The sequence below is a fragment of the Paenibacillus sp. P13VS genome, assembly GCF_015143645.1.
Taxonomy (GTDB): domain Bacteria; phylum Bacillota; class Bacilli; order Paenibacillales; family Paenibacillaceae; genus Paenibacillus; species Paenibacillus xylanilyticus_A.
Genome location: NZ_WYEV01000010.1, coordinates 87139 through 106002, shown reverse-complemented (window position 1 = coordinate 106002; position 18864 = coordinate 87139). Strand labels below are relative to the sequence as shown.

Sequence of the window (18864 nt, the reverse complement as noted above, 5' to 3'; positions counted from 1 at the left end):
AATCCTTTTTTTGTAGGTGATGATAATTGATTCCTAAAATTGACCTTGGTTTTAGTGCAACCTCAGAAAGATTTAATGAATGGTTAGAAAATTCAAGGGAGTATCTTGATAATAATCTTAATGAAACTGAAACAAGAAGTAAGATTATAGACCCCTTGTTTAAGGATGTTTTTGGATGGGACGAGATTCAAATAAAACGGGAAGAGCATATTAACAAAATCGGTTACTTTGATTACGAATTTATTTGTGGAGGCAATAAATTTATATTGGAGGCAAAAAAAGAATTTGTGAAATTTGAAATGCCGACTTCTACTGTAGTAAAGTCGAGCAGTTTAGGTAGCAAATTCTCTGGATTGAAAGGAGCTATTACTCAAGGCATAGATTATGCTGTCCCGCGAAAAATAGATGTTGTAGTTGTATTTAATGGTACACATGTGGCTGTAACTTATGTTCCCTATACTCATCTGTCAGGTAATGATACATATTTATTTCAAGGGCACGATAAAATTCACAATGATTTCATCAATTTCTACAATTTATTGTCACCAATCACAAACTTAACAGAAAAATTGATAGGGCTGATCAACTCAACTCAAAATCAACTAATAAGGCCGCGACCTCCTTTTGTAGACCGCATCTCTAGAAAACAAGGTAATCCTGATGATGTTTTACCTAGTAACTCACTGGCAAATCTTTTGGGCTCTATACACGATAAATATTTTACTGAAATTATTAGTGACTGGGACTTATTGAAAAAATGTTACTGTGACTATGACTCAGCTCACCAATATGAAAAAAGCATTGAATTTGTTCTAAGAGATAGAGCGCCAAGGTTAGGGAAGGTTGTAGAAGAAATTGAATTAACTGAAGAAGATAATACTAAACCGATCTCAGAACTAAGAACCACTAAGAGATCTGCTGATGTTTTTGATAGTAGATATTTAGAGTCAAGAAGTAGATCGAAAATGTTTTTATTAATAGGAGGAGCAGGTGTAGGTAAAACAACATTTATCCATAGATTTTTTAATTTCATGCTGTCTCCCGAAGACAGGGAGTCCACAGTATGGATATATATCGATTGCAAGGAATGTGCTCATGACACAAATTTGGATCATTTTATTTATCAGAAAATTGAAGATGAGATCCTTGAGAAATATGATCGTTTGGGGATTTTTGACGACCCGTCTACTCTAAAACAGGTATTCACAAACGAGCTGAAAAAGAGGAAGGCATTATTAGCATTTTTACCTGAAGACCAGTTAAATGCTGAAATATTTAAAGTTATAAATAACATAATGGAGAACACTAAAGACATTTACATCAAAAGAGTTTTTGAATACATTCAAAAAATCGGTATGTCCACCTGTATTGTTTATGATAATGTAGATCAGTTAGATTCAAGGCTCCAACAAAAATTGTTTCTTCATGGAAATGCTATAAAGGAAAGATTAAGAACTACACTAATCCTATCTTTAAGGGAAGAAGTATATTACGAACATGAAAATGATAAGAGTTTTAACTTTTCAGACTGCGATGTATTTCACATACCAGCACCAAAAATTTTTAATGTCCTAGCAAAAAGATTAAAAGCAGCAAAAGAAGATTATTCAGAAAGTGACGTTTTATTTGTTAATAATTCAAGTGGCACATCAATAGGGCTTAAATATCTTGACGTCATAGACGTGCTCACACAAACTTTTTTAGGTAATCAGGAAAACACCTTGCTTCTAGAGACAATTTCAAATCGCGACGTTAGAGAATCGTTAAAGCTCTTCAAAAGGGTTATTTCATCAGCTAATGTAAACTATGATCCCTTATTAATAGCAGCAGGAGTCTCATCAACAGTTAAAGTTCCAAGTGACAGAAGGATAGAACATCACAATCTGTTAAGAGGTCTGGCTTTGGACAATAGAGTACATTACTCAAGCACAAGCTCAAAAATATTAAATATATTTGCAATAAGTAATGATGGCTTCTTCTCACATATGACTAAGCTAAGAATTCTGAAATTTGCTGAAGCCAACCTGGGTTTAGCGGTAGGTAATTTGCCTAAAGGATTCTTCAAATTATCTGATATGTATAACGAATTTTTCAAATATACTGTCAGAGATATATTATCATTTAAAGACATTTGTTTAAATCTTCAAAAGGAAGGTTTGCTAATTAATCTGCATGGTACCATCTCAGTGATTAATGATAATGACTTTATCACTCTGGGTCCTAGTGGTTATTACTACCTTAATCACTTAAAACATGATGTACACTATTTAGCCCTAGTTGCAATTGATGCTACTATTTCAAATGACGACTCAGCTAAGAGGATCGAAGAATTGTACAGAAAATCGCTCAACGCTACAGATTTTCAAAAGAATAAGAGGTATCATGAGATTGCAACAACTTTTGTTGATTACTTGATAGGTTCTGAACAAGAGGAGCTTGAGGCTCTAAGTAAGTTAGGATGTCCCGATTTGGAAAATCCATTCTATAGAATTGCTTCCAGCATTCAAGCGGAGATTAAATAAAGGAAAAATATTAAGTACCAAATGGGGGGCGATGCCCCTCGCCTCCATTAGAGCGAAACAAGAAAGCCATCAGCCAGTTGTTCTGGTTGGTGGTTTTTTTATTTGTGATATAATGTTGATAAATTTAGATTGGGGGACTCAAGATGTTTAATAATCGAGAACAGCTCCAAGAAATTTTAAAAAAAGCGAATCAACATGCACGGAAGCAAGCCAAAGAATCGGGTGCTTCTATTTATTATATAAAAAATAATAAACGTGTTCGTGAAGATGCTGAAGGTAATAAATTTGAAATAACTTTTGATGCGGATGGTAAACGTCAGGAATTCGAGTATCATGAGTGAAACCAAACCAGTTATGACTGTGTTTGCTGGAACCAACGGAGCAGGGAAAAGTAACACTTAGCATGCAAATGAGAGAGTGGCTTGGTGAACTGGTTGATCCAGATCAAATTGCAAGAGAGTTGAAGCCAGAGAATCCGCGTAGTGCTGACCTGTCTGCTGGCAGGGAAGCTGTGAAAAGAATCCGATCACTTATAAAAAGTGGCCAAAACTTTGCTATTGAAACAACATTATCCGGATCATTTGTTTTGAAACATATGCAAATCGCTAAAGAAAGCCGCTATGAAATTGTTGTGTATTACATCGGTCTCCAAGATGTACAAATGCATATAGACCGTGTAGCTTCTCGTGTCGAGCAGGGTGGACATTGGATTGCAGCAGAAGACATCCGTTATCGATATGGTCAGTCATTGAAGAACCTTACACCTGCTCTGGCCATCGCAGACCAGGTCATCATTATTGATAATACATATGAGCCTCTAATTATTGCAGAAATCACTCAGGATAAATTGGTCTATTGCATTGACTCAATACCTGTTTGGTGTAAGCCTGTTCTTGTTAGGTACAAATGAAGGTTAGAGTGAAACAACAAGAAAGCCATCAGCCAGAAATTCTGGTTGGTGGCTTTTCGGTTTATATGAAGCGTAAGCTGATGATCTGATTATTGATGAGCTATCTACTTCCTCATAAATCCTTGATAACCTCTACATATCGATCAAACTCGGTTTGACTCATTTGATCACTCATCTGCAACAGGATTTTATCTTGTGCATAGGCATGCGAATTAGGCATTAGCGTTGATTTTCCGGGTTCCTCATAGTAATCGTTCAGCTTCTCAAGATCCTTTTCATCCTCAAACAAGAATAGATACCCACCTTCACCTTCACCCAGAGCCGGCACCAAAATGTGCTGAACATCTCTAAAACCTAAGTCAGCCAGTACGTGATCCTCGCTAATAGACCCCGTTGGAGCTTCGACCTCAAGTCCAGCATCTCGGAACTCTGTGACAATATCATCAAGAGTAATCGCAGACTCACTCTCCCTCGAAGAACAAGCAGCAGTTATACATAGGATTAGGCCCAATAAGAAAACCAAACCAATATATTTCCTCAAGTCATTCACCCTCCTGTAAAAATATGAAGTAAGTATAGTCCACCATAATTGGATTTTATTATTTAGAAAATGCACTGCATATGTCCATATTTACTCCGGATTCTTAACTCCAACAGACTAGCATACCTTTTATAACGTGCCTCTTATCTTGAATTTTGCTTCGTACCAGAGAGTCATTTATAATGAAAAGCTAAACTAGACTGCGTTAGGAGGAAACAATGGATTTTATCAAAAAACAACTAGACGGAACGGGCATGAGTGAACAAACCATTGGCATTCTTTCAAACATCATCATGGTTATTTTTATAGCGATGGTCTCCATCCTGGCAAATTATATTGCCAAAAGAATCGTGCTGAAGACGGTCCATCATATCGTCAATAACAATCGGTACAAATGGGGCCATATCATTGTGGAGAAAAAGCTGTTCCACAAGCTGTCGCATCTCGTGCCGGCCATTATTATCTATTATTCTGCTTATGTCTTTCCATCCTATCAGGCCTTGATTGAAAAGGCTGCAATGACCTACATGATTGTCATCATGATTACGGTTTTCAATGCCTTACTTAATGTGTTTGATGACATATATCGTTCCTATGAAGTCTCCAAGATCAGGCCGATCAAAGGTTACATCCAGGTCGCCAAGATTATTCTTTTCATCATCGGGGGCATTATCGTCATTTCGAGCCTTATCGGTCAGAATCCGTTAATTATTCTCAGTGGGCTTGGTGCGTTGTCGGCGGTGCTGATGCTGGTCTTCAAGGACTCCATCCTGGGCCTCGTGGCAGGCGTTCAATTGTCATCGAATGACATGGTGCGTGTTGGCGACTGGATTGAAATGCCGAAGTATAATGCAGACGGGGATGTCATTGACATTACACTCAATACGGTTAAGGTAAGAAATTTTGATAAAACAATCACGATGATTCCGAGTTATGCCCTGATATCGGACTCGTTCAGAAACTGGCGAGGCATGCAGGTATCCGGCGGCAGAAGGATTAAGCGAAGCGTATATATCGATACAAGCAGCATCACCTTTTGTACCGAAGACATGATTGAGGAATTCCGGAAGATCCACTATCTTACCGACTATATCGCTACGCGAATCAATGAAATTAACGAGTACAATATGGAGCATCAGATTAATACGGAGAGCAAAGTAAACGGCAGACAGCTCACGAATGTGGGGGTATTCCGGGAATACATCCATCAGTATCTGAAAAATCATCCGAAGATTCACCAGGATATGACGTTGATCGTGAGACAGCTAGCACCGGGAGACAACGGACTGCCACTTGAGATCTATGCATTCAGCAATGATATCACCTGGGGAGTGTATGAGTCGGTGCAGGCCGATATCTTTGACCACATCTTTGCCGTGGCGCCGACGTTTGGTCTTCGTGCTTTTCAAAACCCAACGGGTCACGATATCGTTCAGCTTAAGGAAAGCCCGCAATTTTCACGTGGCTACTAAAGTAGGAATACCAAAGGATACTGAGTTCAGCTCATATGCATTATGAAGACCTGTACCGTCTGGAAGAATTGATTCAATCGTGCATGGAGGGGTAGAATAAACGAGAGGGACTAACTAATTTTCCCATTCGTTTTGTATACCTTTTTAGCAAAGGAGAGTCTTCAGATGAATCATCAAATTCCGGAATATACGTTGAATGATGGCTTGAAAGTACCGGCAATTGGGTTTGGTACCTACAGCTTAAAAGGTGCAGAAGGCGTTAAATCCATCGTATCTGCGCTGGATGTGGGTTACCGATTAATTGATACGGCCTATAACTATGAGAACGAGGCGACAGTCGGGAAGGCTATCAAGCAGAGCTCTGTTGCAAGAGAAGAACTGCTGATCTCTTCCAAACTGCCTGGGCGTTACCACGATTATAATAAGGCAATCGTAGCCATCGAGGAATCCTTATACAGAGCAGATCTGGATTACTATGACCTATATCTGATTCACTGGCCGAATCCGAAGCAGGATAAGTATGTTGAAGCCTGGCAGGCACTCATTGAGGCGAAGAAACGAGGATATATCCGCTCCATCGGAGTTAGCAACTTCCTTCCCGAACATAATGAGCGTCTGATTAAGGAGACTGGGGTAGCCCCAAGTCTGAACCAGATCGAGCTGCATCCGTTTTTTGACCAAGCCGAGCAGCGGAAGAAGGATTCGGAGTATGGCATTGTCAATGAATCCTGGAGTCCTATTGGCCGCGGTAATGATGCCGTGCAGGATGTGGTGAAGGATGAGAAGATCCTCCGCATAGCGGAAGCTCATGGCAAAACGGGAACACAGGTCATTTTGCGCTGGCATACCCAGCTGGGTTCCATTCCAATTCCGAAAGCAGGCTCCCTTCAACACCAGAAGGAAAATATCGATATCTTCGATTTTGAGCTGAGCCAGCAGGAGATGGAAGTGATCTCGTCGTTCAATCGTCAGGATGGACGGTTATGGGGACAGGACCCGAGCGAATACGAAGAGTTTTAAAGTAAGTAATGAAGCTGTACTATTCACCATAAGGGTGAGAAGAACGAGTATGTAGGATACGCTGCCTCCCATCTGCAGAGATGTAGATAGGAGGCTTTTTGTTGTGTTTTTTTCAAAAGAAAAATTGAATTTTCAACCCATCCGTATTTGATCATCTTCTAACGTGAGTCCTAACCTACTCCACCAATGTTTCAGACCTTTGCACCATATCCCGTAAAACACGAGCCACTCTGCTTTTCCTGCCTGCTGCTCTTCTCTTTATTTTGGCTAATGATTTTTTGTATGCCTCTGCATCAGATTGGAGTAAGAACTGCTTGGCTGCAATTCGTAGTGTCCTTTTCAACAATCGTGCGGAAGAACGTGTTGTTCTGGACCGGAACCCTCTGCGCAAGATCCTCAGTGTATTCTTGTAGGTTTCGAGGTCAGCGGATGGAGGCACAACGCAAAATAAATTCAGTGCAGAATCATTGAAGCCATAGGTTTCCAGCATGATTCGCAGATTCTCCGTATTGAGCACATCCCCCCGGAAGTGGGTTGGGTGCTCCTGATGATAACCTACGACCTCTTTGATGCAATAGAAAGGCACTTTCAAACAGTGCAGCCTGTAGCCCAAATCCCAGTCTTCAAGCCCATAAAGTACATATCTTTCGTTGAAACCCCCAACGCGATTCAGCAGACTACGCCGAACGGATACACACCGAGTAACAAATACCATCCAGGGAGCTACATCTGTGCTCGCAAATTGTTTGATGACTCCCGGCGGCATTTTGGATGGAAAAACGACTCGTGACAAAGCATCTGTATAATGAATGATATCCGCGGGTGTTACTAACGGGATAATTTCATTCGCAGCTTCTAGTTCGGGACGCCATGAGTTTGATGCTGTGAGGACGGCATGACAATGTTCTTTCTCTTCTGGGGAAAAGTCCGGATAGTAGTGGGTATATGAACCATCGAAAGAATGTGGAAAGCCAGAAACCACGGCTCTTGGATTTTTGCGATGATACTGCCGCACGGTTCGAATAAACTCGGGTAGTGCCAGAAAGTCAGCATCGCAAAAAATAACATACGACCCTTTGGCATACTGGAGCCCCAGATTACGGATCGCCGATCTGCCGCGCTGTTCGGTTTGAGTTACATAGGTCAACGAATATGAAGCACGATAAGCTTCAACCAGTTCTTTCGTTCCGTCCGTTGAACCATCATCAGCAACGATAACTTCAAAAAGATGTTTTGGGTAGGTCTGCACCTCAAAAGCCGCCAGTGTAAGTGGTAACTGATGGGCCCGGTTATAGGTTGCAATAATGATACTGTAGCGGATCGCCATGCGAATTTCCCCCTTAGGTTTGTTGATGTTTTATATGGATAGCCGAACAGGTCTAAGAAGTGATATTAGTGTATTCCTGGATTTTCGCGGGGACTGGTCAAACACCCTAAGGTTTCGGAAACAGGCTTGGTCGATGGCAAAAATAATCTACATGCTTAAACCTAGACATTTTAAAGGAGATAATCAGCTTTCATTTGAATCGGACAGTTCATTCCTCCAATATGATCTTGATCTTTTGCCTGCATGTGCAAATCCTGCGCCGAATAAGGGAATATCAAATTTTGAATATGTCCGCAAGAATGAAGGATAGCCATAATAGCGGTCAGGCAGTACCTTTATGAAGAGAGCTCCGCATCAAGGGTCAGACACCTTACACGAACACATGGGGGGACGTGAAGCGATGAAACGGTCATGGAGAAAGCGGCTGGCGATTGGAATCTGCCTGATGATGGGATTCACAATTCTGGCAGGATGCACAGGGGACAATGGAAACGCGGGTGGGGCAGAGGGAGATGGCCCTACGCCAATATCGATCTGGATGTCAATGAACACGAATGCTTCCATTACGCTCAAGAGTATGAATGAAATCACGGCGATTAAGGAATGGGAGAAGAAGACCAACACCAAAATCGAATTCCAGCATCCTGCGGTGGGTGCCGAGACCGAACAGTTCAATGTCATGATTGCCTCGAATCAGCTGCCTGATGCCATGTTTGTAAATGGAGATTACGCCAAGCTGTTCAATGATGGTACCATCATCCGTCTTAACGAGCTCATTGATGAATACGCTCCCAATTTGAAAAAGATATTGGATGAGAACCCGGAGGTCGCCAAACAGTTAAAAGCAGACAACGGCGATATCTATGCCATTCCGCATCTACGGCTGGGGGAATACAAAACCTTCGGCGGTACATTCATTCGTCAGGATTGGCTCGATGAGCTAAAGCTGGAGAAACCGGAAACGCTGGAAGAATGGGAAACCGTACTTAAAGCGTTCAAAGAGAAAAAAGGCGTGTCCGCGCCCCTGTTGTTCGGTGCACCGCCTAAAATGACAACGATGGGACCCGCAGCACCGACCTATCTGGAGGCCTACGGGATAACCAACAACATATTTATGCAAGATGGGAAAGTAGTCTACGGACCAATTGAGCCGGAATACAAGGAATTCCTGACGATGTTCCATCGCTGGTATCAGGAAGGGCTGATCGATCCCGATTTTGCTACCAATGACCAAAAAACATATGACGCCAAAATTTTGAGTGGTCAGGCAGGTGCCTTTTTCACCTTCATCGGTGGAGGTGTAGGCCGCTACCTCCCCGCTCTGCAGGAAACCGACCCGAACGCCAATCTGACAGCCGTCCAATATCCGGTGTTGAATAAGGGCGATGAACCGATGTTTACCGGACGTTCCTGGGAGTGGAGCAGCAGCGGCGTCGTGATCACCAATAGCAACAAGCACCCGGAGGAAACGGTCAAAGCGCTGGATTACTTCTTCAGTGAAGAAGGGCATATGCTGAAAAATTTCGGTGTGGAGGGCCTCACGTATACGATGAAGGACGGTTACCCGACCTATACCGATGAGATTTTGAAAAATCCGGATGGATTGTCGGTTGCCCAAGCAATGGCCAAACATTTTATAGCCAACTATCCCTTCGTGGGTGAGGATGACGACCGGTACAATGAACAGTACTATCAGCTTCAGCAGCAGAAGGATGCCGCGATTCTCTTCTCCAAATACAGCGAGAATACACTGAAGGTGGGTCTTCCTCCAACCAGTCTGACAACAGAAGAATCCACGGAATACAGCAAAATTATGAGCGATATTGGAACGTACCGGGATGAAATGTTCGTCAAGTTTGTCATCGGGGTCGAACCGATTGAGAACTTTGACAAGTACGTCGATCAGATCAACAAGTTTAACGTCGAGCGGGCCATTGAAATTCAGCAGGCAGCGCTGGACCGCTATAACGCCAGATAACGAAGAAGTCGTCCGTGGGGAAGCCCGCTTTTTACCTCGCGGATGCTCTCCTTCGAATTGATAAGGAAGGGGATGGAGAAGGTGTCGCACAAGCTCTCCTTGTTATGGCTCAATTACAAAAAGAATAAAGCGATTTATTGGATGGCCCTTCCAGTCGTTTTGTATTTTCTCATCTTCAAATATCTGCCGATGTATGGAGCGATCATTGCATTCAAGGATTATTCGGTGGGCAAGGGCATATGGGGCAGTGATTGGGTGGGACTGCAGCATTTCCGGGACTTCTTTCAGAGTTACTATTTCTGGCGGATTTTGAAAAACACCCTGGTGCTGAGCTTTTATCAACTATTGTTCGGATTCCCAGCACCGATTCTTCTTGCCCTGCTTCTCAATGAGCTTCGCAACGAAATATTCAAGCGCACCGTGCAGACCGTCTCCTACATTCCGCACTTTATTTCCATCGTGGTCATCTGCGGCATGATTGTGGATTTCTCATCCCGGGATGGCCTGTTTAACACCATTATTGAATACTTTGGCGGCCAGAGCAGTGCGCTTCTCAGTGATCCGGCCAATTTCCGTACGATGTATACCGCTTCATCCATCTGGCAGGAGCTCGGCTTCTCCAGCATCATTTATCTGGCAGCGCTAAGTGGAATCAATCCCGAGCTATATGATGCTGCGAATGTGGACGGGGCAAGTCGCCTTCGCCAAGTCTGGCATATTACGTTGCCTGGCATTATTCCAATGATTCTTATTCTGCTCATTCTCCGTATCGGCGGACTGATGGAGATCGGTTTCGAAAAAATCATTCTGCTATACAACCCGAACGTCTATGACACGGCGGATGTCATCTCGACATTTGTGTACCGTAAAGGGATTAGCGAAAGTGCCGAATTCAGCTATACAACCGCGGTAGGCTTATTCCAATCGGTCATTAACTTTACACTGCTCATTGGTGCCAATCGCCTGTCCAAAGCGATATCCAATACCAAGCTATTCTAGTCAGGAATGAGGTGAAGGAGGGGAGTTCAGATGAGAATAAAACGATCACTCGGGGAGCGGCTGTTTGGTGGTGCCAACGCCATCCTGATGACGGGCCTGATTATTGTGACCTTGTATCCGCTGCTGCATGTGCTGAACGCATCGTTCAGTGATTCCGGCCAGCTAATGGCCCATAGAGGTCTGCTGCTCTTTCCGAAAGGACTGACACTGGAGAGCTACAAGCTGGTTCTCAGCAACCCGAACATTCTGTCCGGGTACCGAAACACCATTTTCATCGTCGTGGTGGGTACGGCACTGAATCTGCTGTTCACCATTCTGGGAGCGTATACCTTGTCTCGCAAAAGCTTCATGCTTCGCAATCCGATTATGCTGGCAATCGTGTTTACGATGTTTTTTAACGGCGGAATCATTCCATCGTATCTGTTGATCAACAACACGCTTCATATGGGGAACAGCCTGTGGGCTCTGATTATACCTGGGTTGATCAGCAGTTATAATCTCATTATTATGCGGACTTCGTTTCAGGAAATCTCGGAAAGCCTGCTGGAATCGGCCCGTATGGACGGGGCGGGAGAGATGTTAATCCTCTGGCGGATCGTAGTGCCGTTGTCCATGCCGGTGATCGCAGTGATGATTCTCTTTTATGGAGTGAGCCATTGGAATTCTTGGTTCGGCGCTATCTTGTACATCCGGGATCGAAATCTGTTTCCGCTTCAACTGGTACTGCGCGAAATCCTCATCCAGAACAGCACGGACTCCATGACGACAGGGGCGTCAGCCGTGGACAAAGAGGCGATCGGGGAAAGTGTAAAATATGCAACGGTCATGGTTGCCACGCTTCCGATTTTGTTTATCTATCCTTTTCTGCAGAAATACTTTGTCAAAGGTGTTATGATCGGAGCAATCAAGGAATAAATCAGTCGTAGGCCATGCCAAACCACCATGTGAGGAGGAGACTCATGAAGAGGAAAAGCATCCTGTTGTCCTGGAGCATTTCTTACATGGTCATACTGCTCATCCCGATTGTGATCGGTGCAGCTGTATTTGCCGAGTCCCGCATCTTGCTTGAGGAAGAAGTGAATCGCTCCAACATGGTGCTGCTCTCCCAGGTGCAGGAGACGATCGATAACCAGATCGGGGATATTGGCAGCATCAGCAATCAACTCATGGCCGACTCTCAGTTAACGAGCTTCATTAATCATGCGTCTGAACAGGATGGCCGGTGGCGGTTAATGGGACTGGAGCTCATCAAAAATCTGAAGTCTACACGCGTCGGAAACGGCCTAATTAGCGAATTATATATTTATATTAAGGACGCCGATGTAGCCTTGTCCTCTTCTTCACTTATTCAGAAGACCTATCTGTATGACATGTTCTACAAAGGCACGGATGTATCCGAGGAGGCGTGGACCGGACTTATGCACGATACCGACACCAGCAGGTTCAGGAAAATGGCGGTTCGGAGTGAAGATCGGCGTATTGAAGATACACTTGTCTACCTGCAGCCATTCCCCATCCAGAGTGCGGCGGACAGTCCTGCAACCTTCGTGGTCAATCTGGACCCGAATCGGTTCCAACAGGCGATTGATAATGTTCGTTTGGAAAAAGAGAGCACGGTATTCATCCTGGACGATGAGGGGAACACGTTGTTTTCCACAGGAGGTTTTGAAACCCCTTACAAAATAAGTGGAGATCTGAATTCCGGGCAGGATTCGGGAGTCAGAACCGAGACGATCGATTGGAACGGTGAATCCGTCACCATGTCCCAGATCTCTTCCAAGGTCCAGGATTGGAATTACGTATCGATTATACCTACCCGGATCTATGCCAAGAAACTAACGGTTATTCGCAATATTACGATTGGAGGCGTGGCCGCTGGACTTCTGCTGGGCGGGGTAGCGGCCTGGTGGTTCACCAGGAGGAACTATCGTCCGCTGGGACGGATCATGAACATTATCTCCGATAAGGTCAAATGGAAACTGGAGCAGCCGGACAATGAATATGGCATTCTGCAATCCGTGCTGGTCCGTGCCTGGGAAGAGCAGGATCAATTCGCGAGCAGGCTCAAGGACCAGCAAAACGTAGTCCGGAGCAATGTGCTTGCCAAGCTGATGAAGGGCAGGGTTCAGGCAGGTGATGAGTTTGCATTAACGTTGGAACGGCTTGGTATTCACTTCGAGACGCCATCGTTTGCCGTACTGCTCCTTCACATTGAGAATGTGGATGGGTTGTTCCGGACAAAAATACGCGAGCAGGACCAGGAGGAGAAAGAACAATTTGTGCAGCTCATTCTGACCAATGTGCTGGAGGAAATGATAGGCCCCATTGGCCAGGTGTTTTCGGCAGATATTGATGGACGGATTGCATTTATCATCAACATTCGGGTTGATGAGGAGAATACCGGATACCGGCTGATCAGCGCCATTGAGGAGGCCCAGCGTTTTATCGGATCACGGTTTTGCGTGTACTTTTCGGTGGGGGTAAGCGATGTTCATCACGGCATTGCAGCGATCGGAGACAGCTTTCGGGAATCGGAAGAGGCACTGGAATATCGGCTGATATTGGGGATCGGGCAGATCATTGACCAAAACCGGATTCGCAGGCCGAAGGAAGAATTATATTATCCTCTCGATCTGGAGAGACAGCTCATTAATTATATCGCGACAGGCAATTATGCCCGTTCAACCGAGGTGATGAACGAAATTCTCATGACCAATTTTACGGGAGAGCCCTTATCCGTTGAACTGGCACGCTGCCTGATGTTTGAGTTAATCGGTACCATTCTGAAAGCTACGGAACAGATCAAGTCAGATGACCAGAACGAGATGACGCATCGTAATGATCTGATTCGGCAATTGTTTGCATGCGAGACGTTTGAGGAGATTGAAGCCGAGCTGCTGCGAATCCTGGAGACCGTCTGTCAGATGGTGAATGAACGCAAGCGCTCCCGCAACGAAGAGCTGAAAGACCAGCTGATTGAATTCATTGTAGAGAACTATGCAGACGTTAATCTGGGTTTGACTCATTTGTCGGAACGCTTTCGCTTCCATCCAACCTACGTCTCGAAGTACTTTAAGGAGCAGACGGGAATCAACGTGATTGATTACATCAACCAATATCGCATCGAACAGTCCAAGAAAATTCTGCAGGCAGAGGAAGGGACTATTCAGGACGTATCCGAGCGTGTAGGGTTTCTCAACAGCAATTCGTTCATTCGTGTCTTCAAAAAGTATGAGGGTATCACCCCTGGTCAATATAAGCAAAATAGCAGACTTGTCCAACATTAAAGATGAAAAAATAGATTCATAGAGGAGGACTTATTCCATGTGGAAAAATGCCATTGAAGATGCACTCCAAGTCACGAGAAGCAATATTGACCGATTTGGGGAGCTATTTCCCCATGTAAGTAACGGGGATGAGCATTATGTGCTGAATGATAATACAGAGTGGACGGCAGGTTTCTGGTCAGGCATCCTATGGCTATGCTCGGAATACACGCAGGACCCGCTGTATCGCGAGGCAGCTGTTAGAACCGTCGATAACTTTCGGGGGCGCATGGAACGGAAGAGCATTTTTGACCATCATGACATAGGCTTTCTCTACTCGTTGTCCTCCAAGGCACAATGGATCGTGGAACGTGATCCGGCTGCACGTGACCTTACGCTGGAAGCTGCAGATATGCTGATGAAGCGCTGGCGTGAAGAGTCAGGTCTAATCCAGGCTTGGGGACGCAAGGGAGATGTGAACAACGGAGGTCGTATTATTATCGATTGCCTGCTTAATCTTCCATTATTGCTATGGGCTTATGAACAGACTAATAACGAAGAATATCGGCGAGTCGCCAAACTCCATGCGGAGAAAAGCCGGCGTTTTCTGGTTCGTGGAGATGATTCCAGCTATCATACCTTTTATTTTGATCAGGCCACTGGTGAAGCCATTCGCGGCGGGACCCATCAGGGATATAATGATGGCTCAACATGGACACGCGGTCAGGCATGGGGGATTTATGGTTTTGCGTTATGCAGCCGATATCTGCAAAGTGCAGAGATGTTCGAGACAGCGAGGCGTCTCGCCCGTTACTTCATTGCCCATGTACCGGAGGATCATGTAGCCTATTGGGATTTTGATGCACCACAGACCTCCGAAACCAAGCGCGACAGCTCTGCATCCGCTATTGCCGCGTGCGGGATTCTGGAGATCGCCGAGAGATTGGATCCAGCCGATCCGGAGCGTCAGTTCTTCCTGGATGCGGTGCAGAATTCAATGGCGTCCCTGGTACAGAATTACTCCACTCACGGGTCCGAAACCGAAGATGGCTTACTCAAGCATGGTTCCTACTCCGTAAGAGGTGGAGATTCACCGGATGACTATGTCATCTGGGGCGATTATTTCTATCTCGAAGCATTGATGCGTTTGGAGCGAGGCATTCCTGGATATTGGTATGACCGGAAGTAGAACGATAGGCAAAATGATGAAGCATATGATCAAGCAGGGTACATGAAACATAAAAGCAGCGACTCTTCCCCTCAAGGAAAAGTCGCTGCTTTGTTTTGCTTCTATAGTTGAATAGGTTTGAATGCGCCCTATTACATTTACATTTTTGGAGCAAGCTCAATGGCCGAGCGAATGGCTGCCAGCATGCTTTTATCATCAGCGATGTTTTTACCAGCGATATCGAAGGCCGTACCGTGGTCAACGGAAGTGCGGATGATGCCGCCTTTTAAGCCAACAGTGATGTTCACGCCTTCTTCGATGCCCATAACTTTAATCGGAGCATGTCCCTGATCGTGGTAGCAAGCAACTACGATATCGAAGTCACCGCGGCCTGCACGGAAGAACAATGTATCCGCAGGAAGAGGACCAACCACATTAATGCCTTCCTGCTGCGCACGCTCGATACCTGGCTGAAGTTTTTCTTCTTCTTCACCATTACCGAACAAGCCGTTCTCACCTGCGTGTGGGTTAATACCACATACCGCTACACGCGGATTCTCGAAGCCTGCTTTTTTGAGTGTATCGTGAGCAAGTTTAACCACCGTGTAGGTTCTTTCGGGGTTGATGCTGGCAATCGCATCGATCAAGCCCATGTGTGTTGTCAGGTGAATAACCCGCAGGTTTGGCGTCGTCAGCATCATGGAGAAATCCTGCGTATCGGTTAGATCGGCCAGAATTTCGGTATGTCCCGGATACAGGTGACCACCTTGGTGCAAGGCCTCCTTGTTCAGAGGAGCAGTGCAGATGGAGTTGATTTGCTGATTTTTGGCCAGTTCAATGGACTTGGCCAGGAATTGAAAGGCTGCATCTCCCGCTATAGGAGACACCTTTCCATATTCGAGATCGGCAGGAATGAGATCCAGATCAATGACATCCACCGTACCGAATTCATATTTGGCTTCCGAAGGCTCCTGAATGGCATTGACGTTCAAGCTTGATCCAATAACGGGCAGAACACGTTCCAATATTTTTGCATCACCAATAACGAGTGGGTTGCAGTTGTCGTAGACCTCCTGATGGCCTAGTGCCTTCATAATAATCTCGGGTCCGATACCTGCGGCATCGCCCATTGTAATTCCAACTGTGGGTTTCATACTGGAATCCCTCCTTTTAATTTTTCAATCGCATGGATGAAGACTTCTGGTGTGCCGAAGCCTCCTGCTTTGGTAATGACATGTAAGTCTTCGATTCCGATAAACTTGGAGATTGGAACACCAATCTCAAGTTCGTCCAGCAGCTCGAAGCCGCTAATATTCCACTTCATGCAAATTTGCTTGGCGGTGTCTCCACCGGTCATGGATACACCCTTGAAATTGCCTTCTTCAAGCAATCTGGCACAGATCTCGCCCATCGCCCGCACGATTTCGTTGCTGACCTCGGTATGATCCAGACCGCGAGCTTCACCCGTGGCACGTGCCAGTTCAATATCAACCTGCTCTGCAGTGGAAAACAAGACAACGTCTTGGCCTGCAAGAGACTTGGCTTTTACTTCTTTATACACACGCTCCATTTCCTCTGTCCGATCTGCTGCGGCGGATACGGCTTTGAAGGAGTGGAATGCCACGGAAGAAACGCTGGTTTGTCCCAGCAGTTTCTTCAACTGGGCACGTGAGTTTTTGTTTACACTGCCTACGACAGTTAGAATAGGTCCCGAATTTCCCGGTATTGTCAGTTCCGTTGATTTACCCTCCAGATTGAAGTGACCGGGAAGATAGTTGGCAATTCCCGCAGAGCCTGCCCAGGCAAAGGTATATTCCAGCTCGCTGGTCATTTGCAGGATTTGCTCCAAATGCATTTCCTCTGTCGAATCTACAAGTACATATGGAGTGCCATTTTCTTTGAACTGGGTTAGCTTCTTCTGGATATGCTCCTTGCCTGCTTCCAGATCCGATACGCTGATCTCACCTACTTCATACTTCGTCTGAAGCTTCAGCAGTTCCGGAAGATACGAAACCGTCACAGGTGTTTTGGGATCGTTCGCGATCTCGGTGTCAGCCAGTGGAATTCCGTTCAAGTAATGTACCCCGCTCAGGATCGTACGATTATTCTTCGGATACCCTGGGGCTATCATCATGAAATCCGGTTGGATCACGTCGTACAGTGCATCAATCTCAGTTCCGATGTTACCACGCATGGTAGAATCCATTTTTTTGAAAATGGTATCGAATCCATTTCTCGTCAGAAACTCGGCTGCATTTCGAACGCGCTGGTAAGCTTCATCCGAGGCAATGGAACGGCTGTCCGTGTCGAAAACAACAGCATCGTAATGACGGATATTATTCTCGTCCATGTTAAATAATACACTGGTTTTCAAGCCATGACGGGCAAGTTGAACCCCGCTGTCATTGGCACCCGTCAGATCATCTGCAATAATGGCTAATTTCATGCTGTTCTCGCCTCCTTGAGAAAAAAAGTGAATTCATGTCCGCTCAGGATAAGTTCGTTGCTTTATGTGGTTGGTCTTTGATTATATTTCTCGACGCCGCCTGATTTCTCCAGCCGTTTGGATAGGAAACCAATGAAGATCGGCAATAGAATAGCAGTGGTTACGACGCTCGCCGCAATTTGTACGGTAGCAATTTCAGCAATAGGGGCAAAGGAAGCATTGGCCGCTACGATAGCAGCAGGTGTACCTACAGCGTTACCCGCTGTGGAACCTTCCGAAGCTCCGACGATAGGATTCCAGCCGATGGCTTTGAAGAGCAGGTAGCCAACGCCGCCAGTGATCAATACTGTAATTACACCGAGCATGATGCCGCCTAATCCACCTTGAATGATAGACGAGAAGTTGATTCCCATACCGAGTGAAAAGGCGAAGAACGGAACGAGCTTGTCACTGCCTTTATGCAGCCATTCAGCCAAGTTGCGATCCAGGTTACCAATAATTACACCGACGATCAGTGGAAGCAGTACCGCTACAAAAGCCATCGGGGAGAACATGCCATTGGCGAAGCCCATCGCGCCGAAAATAGAGAGTGCAACCATGGTAAGAAAAGGTCCGTCGCTGAGCGCGAGGAATGGATAAGCTGCCTTGTCATCCTCTTTGCCGTATTGTCCGGCCAGGGCGATGTACAGTCCGCCGTTGGAATTCGTCATCGCAGCGATAATGGCAAGTGGTGCCAGACCAAGGAATAATCCATTGGAATCCGCGAAGAAAATGGCGATCAAACCTAATATTGCACCAACAGCCCATTTGAACACAAGCAGTGTAATACCTTTACCGACAGATGAACCGGCTGTCTTGAACGTAATCTGTGTTCCGGCAATCAGGAGGAACAAAGCGATCAGCGTGCTTGAACTGTTAACGAACAGGGCTTCGGTAAATCCGCCAATCCGCAAGGCATTGGGGAAGAATGTGTTAATCGTTGCACCAAGTAACAGCGGGACAACCATCATACCGCCAGGAATACGATCTAATGTCGCTTTAATGTTCATAGTAGTAGCTCCTTATTTAAGTAATCGTTTTTATGAAGCGCTTGCAGGGACTATCTTAACGCAGATTGTTTATTTTAGCAACAATAATTTGCTGTAAATTTTAAGTAATCATTAAAGTGTTTAATAATGCAACACATCGAGTCGTAAAAAAAGCACAAACTTAAAG

At 45.2% G+C, this 18864-nt stretch carries 15 protein-coding genes; 10 read left to right on the top strand and 5 right to left on the bottom strand.

The window, feature by feature from the left end; genetic code table 11:
- Positions 1 to 26 precede the first annotated feature (26 nt).
- From GUA98_RS22685 to GUA98_RS22675, 3 genes are all read left to right on the top strand, one after another.
- Positions 27 to 2522, top strand: a complete 2496-nt coding sequence (locus tag GUA98_RS22685; protein WP_193724475.1) for a hypothetical protein — start codon at positions 27 to 29, stop codon at positions 2520 to 2522.
- Positions 2523 to 2665: 143 nt separating this feature from the next.
- Positions 2666 to 2863 carry a hypothetical protein gene (locus GUA98_RS22680; RefSeq protein ID WP_193724474.1) on the top strand — a complete coding sequence of 66 codons (198 nt, stop codon included), beginning with the start codon at positions 2666 to 2668 and terminating at the stop codon, positions 2861 to 2863.
- A gap of 68 nt (positions 2864 to 2931) precedes the next feature.
- Positions 2932 to 3432 carry a hypothetical protein gene (locus tag GUA98_RS22675; protein ID WP_227779992.1) on the top strand — a complete coding sequence of 167 codons (501 nt, stop codon included), beginning with the start codon at positions 2932 to 2934 and terminating at the stop codon, positions 3430 to 3432.
- A 112-nt stretch (positions 3433 to 3544) separates the two neighbouring features.
- Here the strand turns inward: GUA98_RS22675 and GUA98_RS22670 are convergent, their stop codons facing one another.
- Complete coding sequence (locus GUA98_RS22670; RefSeq protein WP_193724473.1) at positions 3545 to 3973, bottom strand: stress protein; 429 nt, start codon at positions 3971 to 3973, stop codon at positions 3545 to 3547.
- Between the two features lie 218 nt (positions 3974 to 4191).
- Here GUA98_RS22670 and GUA98_RS22665 point away from each other — a divergent pair, with 218 nt between their 5' ends.
- Both GUA98_RS22665 and GUA98_RS22660 read left to right on the top strand, forming a co-directional pair.
- On the top strand, positions 4192 to 5445 hold the full coding sequence (locus tag GUA98_RS22665; protein ID WP_193724472.1) for a mechanosensitive ion channel family protein: 1254 nt from the start codon (positions 4192 to 4194) through the stop codon (positions 5443 to 5445).
- Positions 5446 to 5610: 165 nt separating this feature from the next.
- Entirely contained in the window at positions 5611 to 6465 is an 855-nt protein-coding gene (locus GUA98_RS22660) for an aldo/keto reductase (RefSeq protein ID WP_193724471.1), read from the top strand.
- Positions 6466 to 6640: 175 nt separating this feature from the next.
- On the opposite strand, the gene GUA98_RS22655 is transcribed toward GUA98_RS22660, so the two are convergent.
- Entirely contained in the window at positions 6641 to 7792 is a 1152-nt protein-coding gene (locus GUA98_RS22655; protein WP_193724470.1) for a glycosyltransferase family 2 protein, read from the bottom strand.
- A 400-nt stretch (positions 7793 to 8192) separates the two neighbouring features.
- Here GUA98_RS22655 and GUA98_RS22650 point away from each other — a divergent pair, with 400 nt between their 5' ends.
- From GUA98_RS22650 to GUA98_RS22630, 5 genes are all read left to right on the top strand, one after another.
- Positions 8193 to 9770 carry an extracellular solute-binding protein gene (locus GUA98_RS22650; protein WP_193724469.1) on the top strand — a complete coding sequence of 526 codons (1578 nt, stop codon included), beginning with the start codon at positions 8193 to 8195 and terminating at the stop codon, positions 9768 to 9770.
- 72 nt (positions 9771 to 9842) lie between these two features.
- A complete protein-coding gene (locus GUA98_RS22645) occupies positions 9843 to 10769 on the top strand; it encodes an ABC transporter permease (protein WP_227779990.1) in 927 nt (308 codons plus the stop codon).
- Positions 10770 to 10799: 30 nt separating this feature from the next.
- The gene (locus GUA98_RS22640; RefSeq protein WP_095362018.1) at positions 10800 to 11684 is read left to right on the top strand and encodes a carbohydrate ABC transporter permease; all 885 of its coding nucleotides are present in this window, start codon (positions 10800 to 10802) and stop codon (positions 11682 to 11684) included.
- A gap of 44 nt (positions 11685 to 11728) precedes the next feature.
- Entirely contained in the window at positions 11729 to 14056 is a 2328-nt protein-coding gene (locus GUA98_RS22635; protein WP_193724468.1) for a helix-turn-helix domain-containing protein, read from the top strand.
- Between the two features lie 37 nt (positions 14057 to 14093).
- Positions 14094 to 15224, top strand: coding sequence for a glycoside hydrolase family 88 protein (locus GUA98_RS22630; RefSeq protein ID WP_193724467.1), 1131 nt, complete (start codon positions 14094 to 14096; stop codon positions 15222 to 15224).
- A gap of 137 nt (positions 15225 to 15361) precedes the next feature.
- Here the strand turns inward: GUA98_RS22630 and pdxA are convergent, their stop codons facing one another.
- The 3 genes from pdxA to GUA98_RS22615 all read right to left on the bottom strand — a co-directional run bounded on the left by pdxA (position 15362) and on the right by GUA98_RS22615 (position 18698).
- Entirely contained in the window at positions 15362 to 16357 is a 996-nt protein-coding gene (gene pdxA, locus GUA98_RS22625) for a 4-hydroxythreonine-4-phosphate dehydrogenase PdxA (RefSeq protein ID WP_193724466.1), read from the bottom strand.
- The gene (locus GUA98_RS22620) at positions 16354 to 17649 is read right to left on the bottom strand and encodes a four-carbon acid sugar kinase family protein (RefSeq protein ID WP_193724465.1); all 1296 of its coding nucleotides are present in this window, start codon (positions 17647 to 17649) and stop codon (positions 16354 to 16356) included. Before GUA98_RS22620 ends, pdxA begins: the two co-directional genes overlap by 4 nt.
- A gap of 62 nt (positions 17650 to 17711) precedes the next feature.
- Complete coding sequence (locus GUA98_RS22615; protein WP_193724464.1) at positions 17712 to 18698, bottom strand: 2-keto-3-deoxygluconate permease; 987 nt, start codon at positions 18696 to 18698, stop codon at positions 17712 to 17714.
- Positions 18699 to 18864 lie beyond the last annotated feature (166 nt).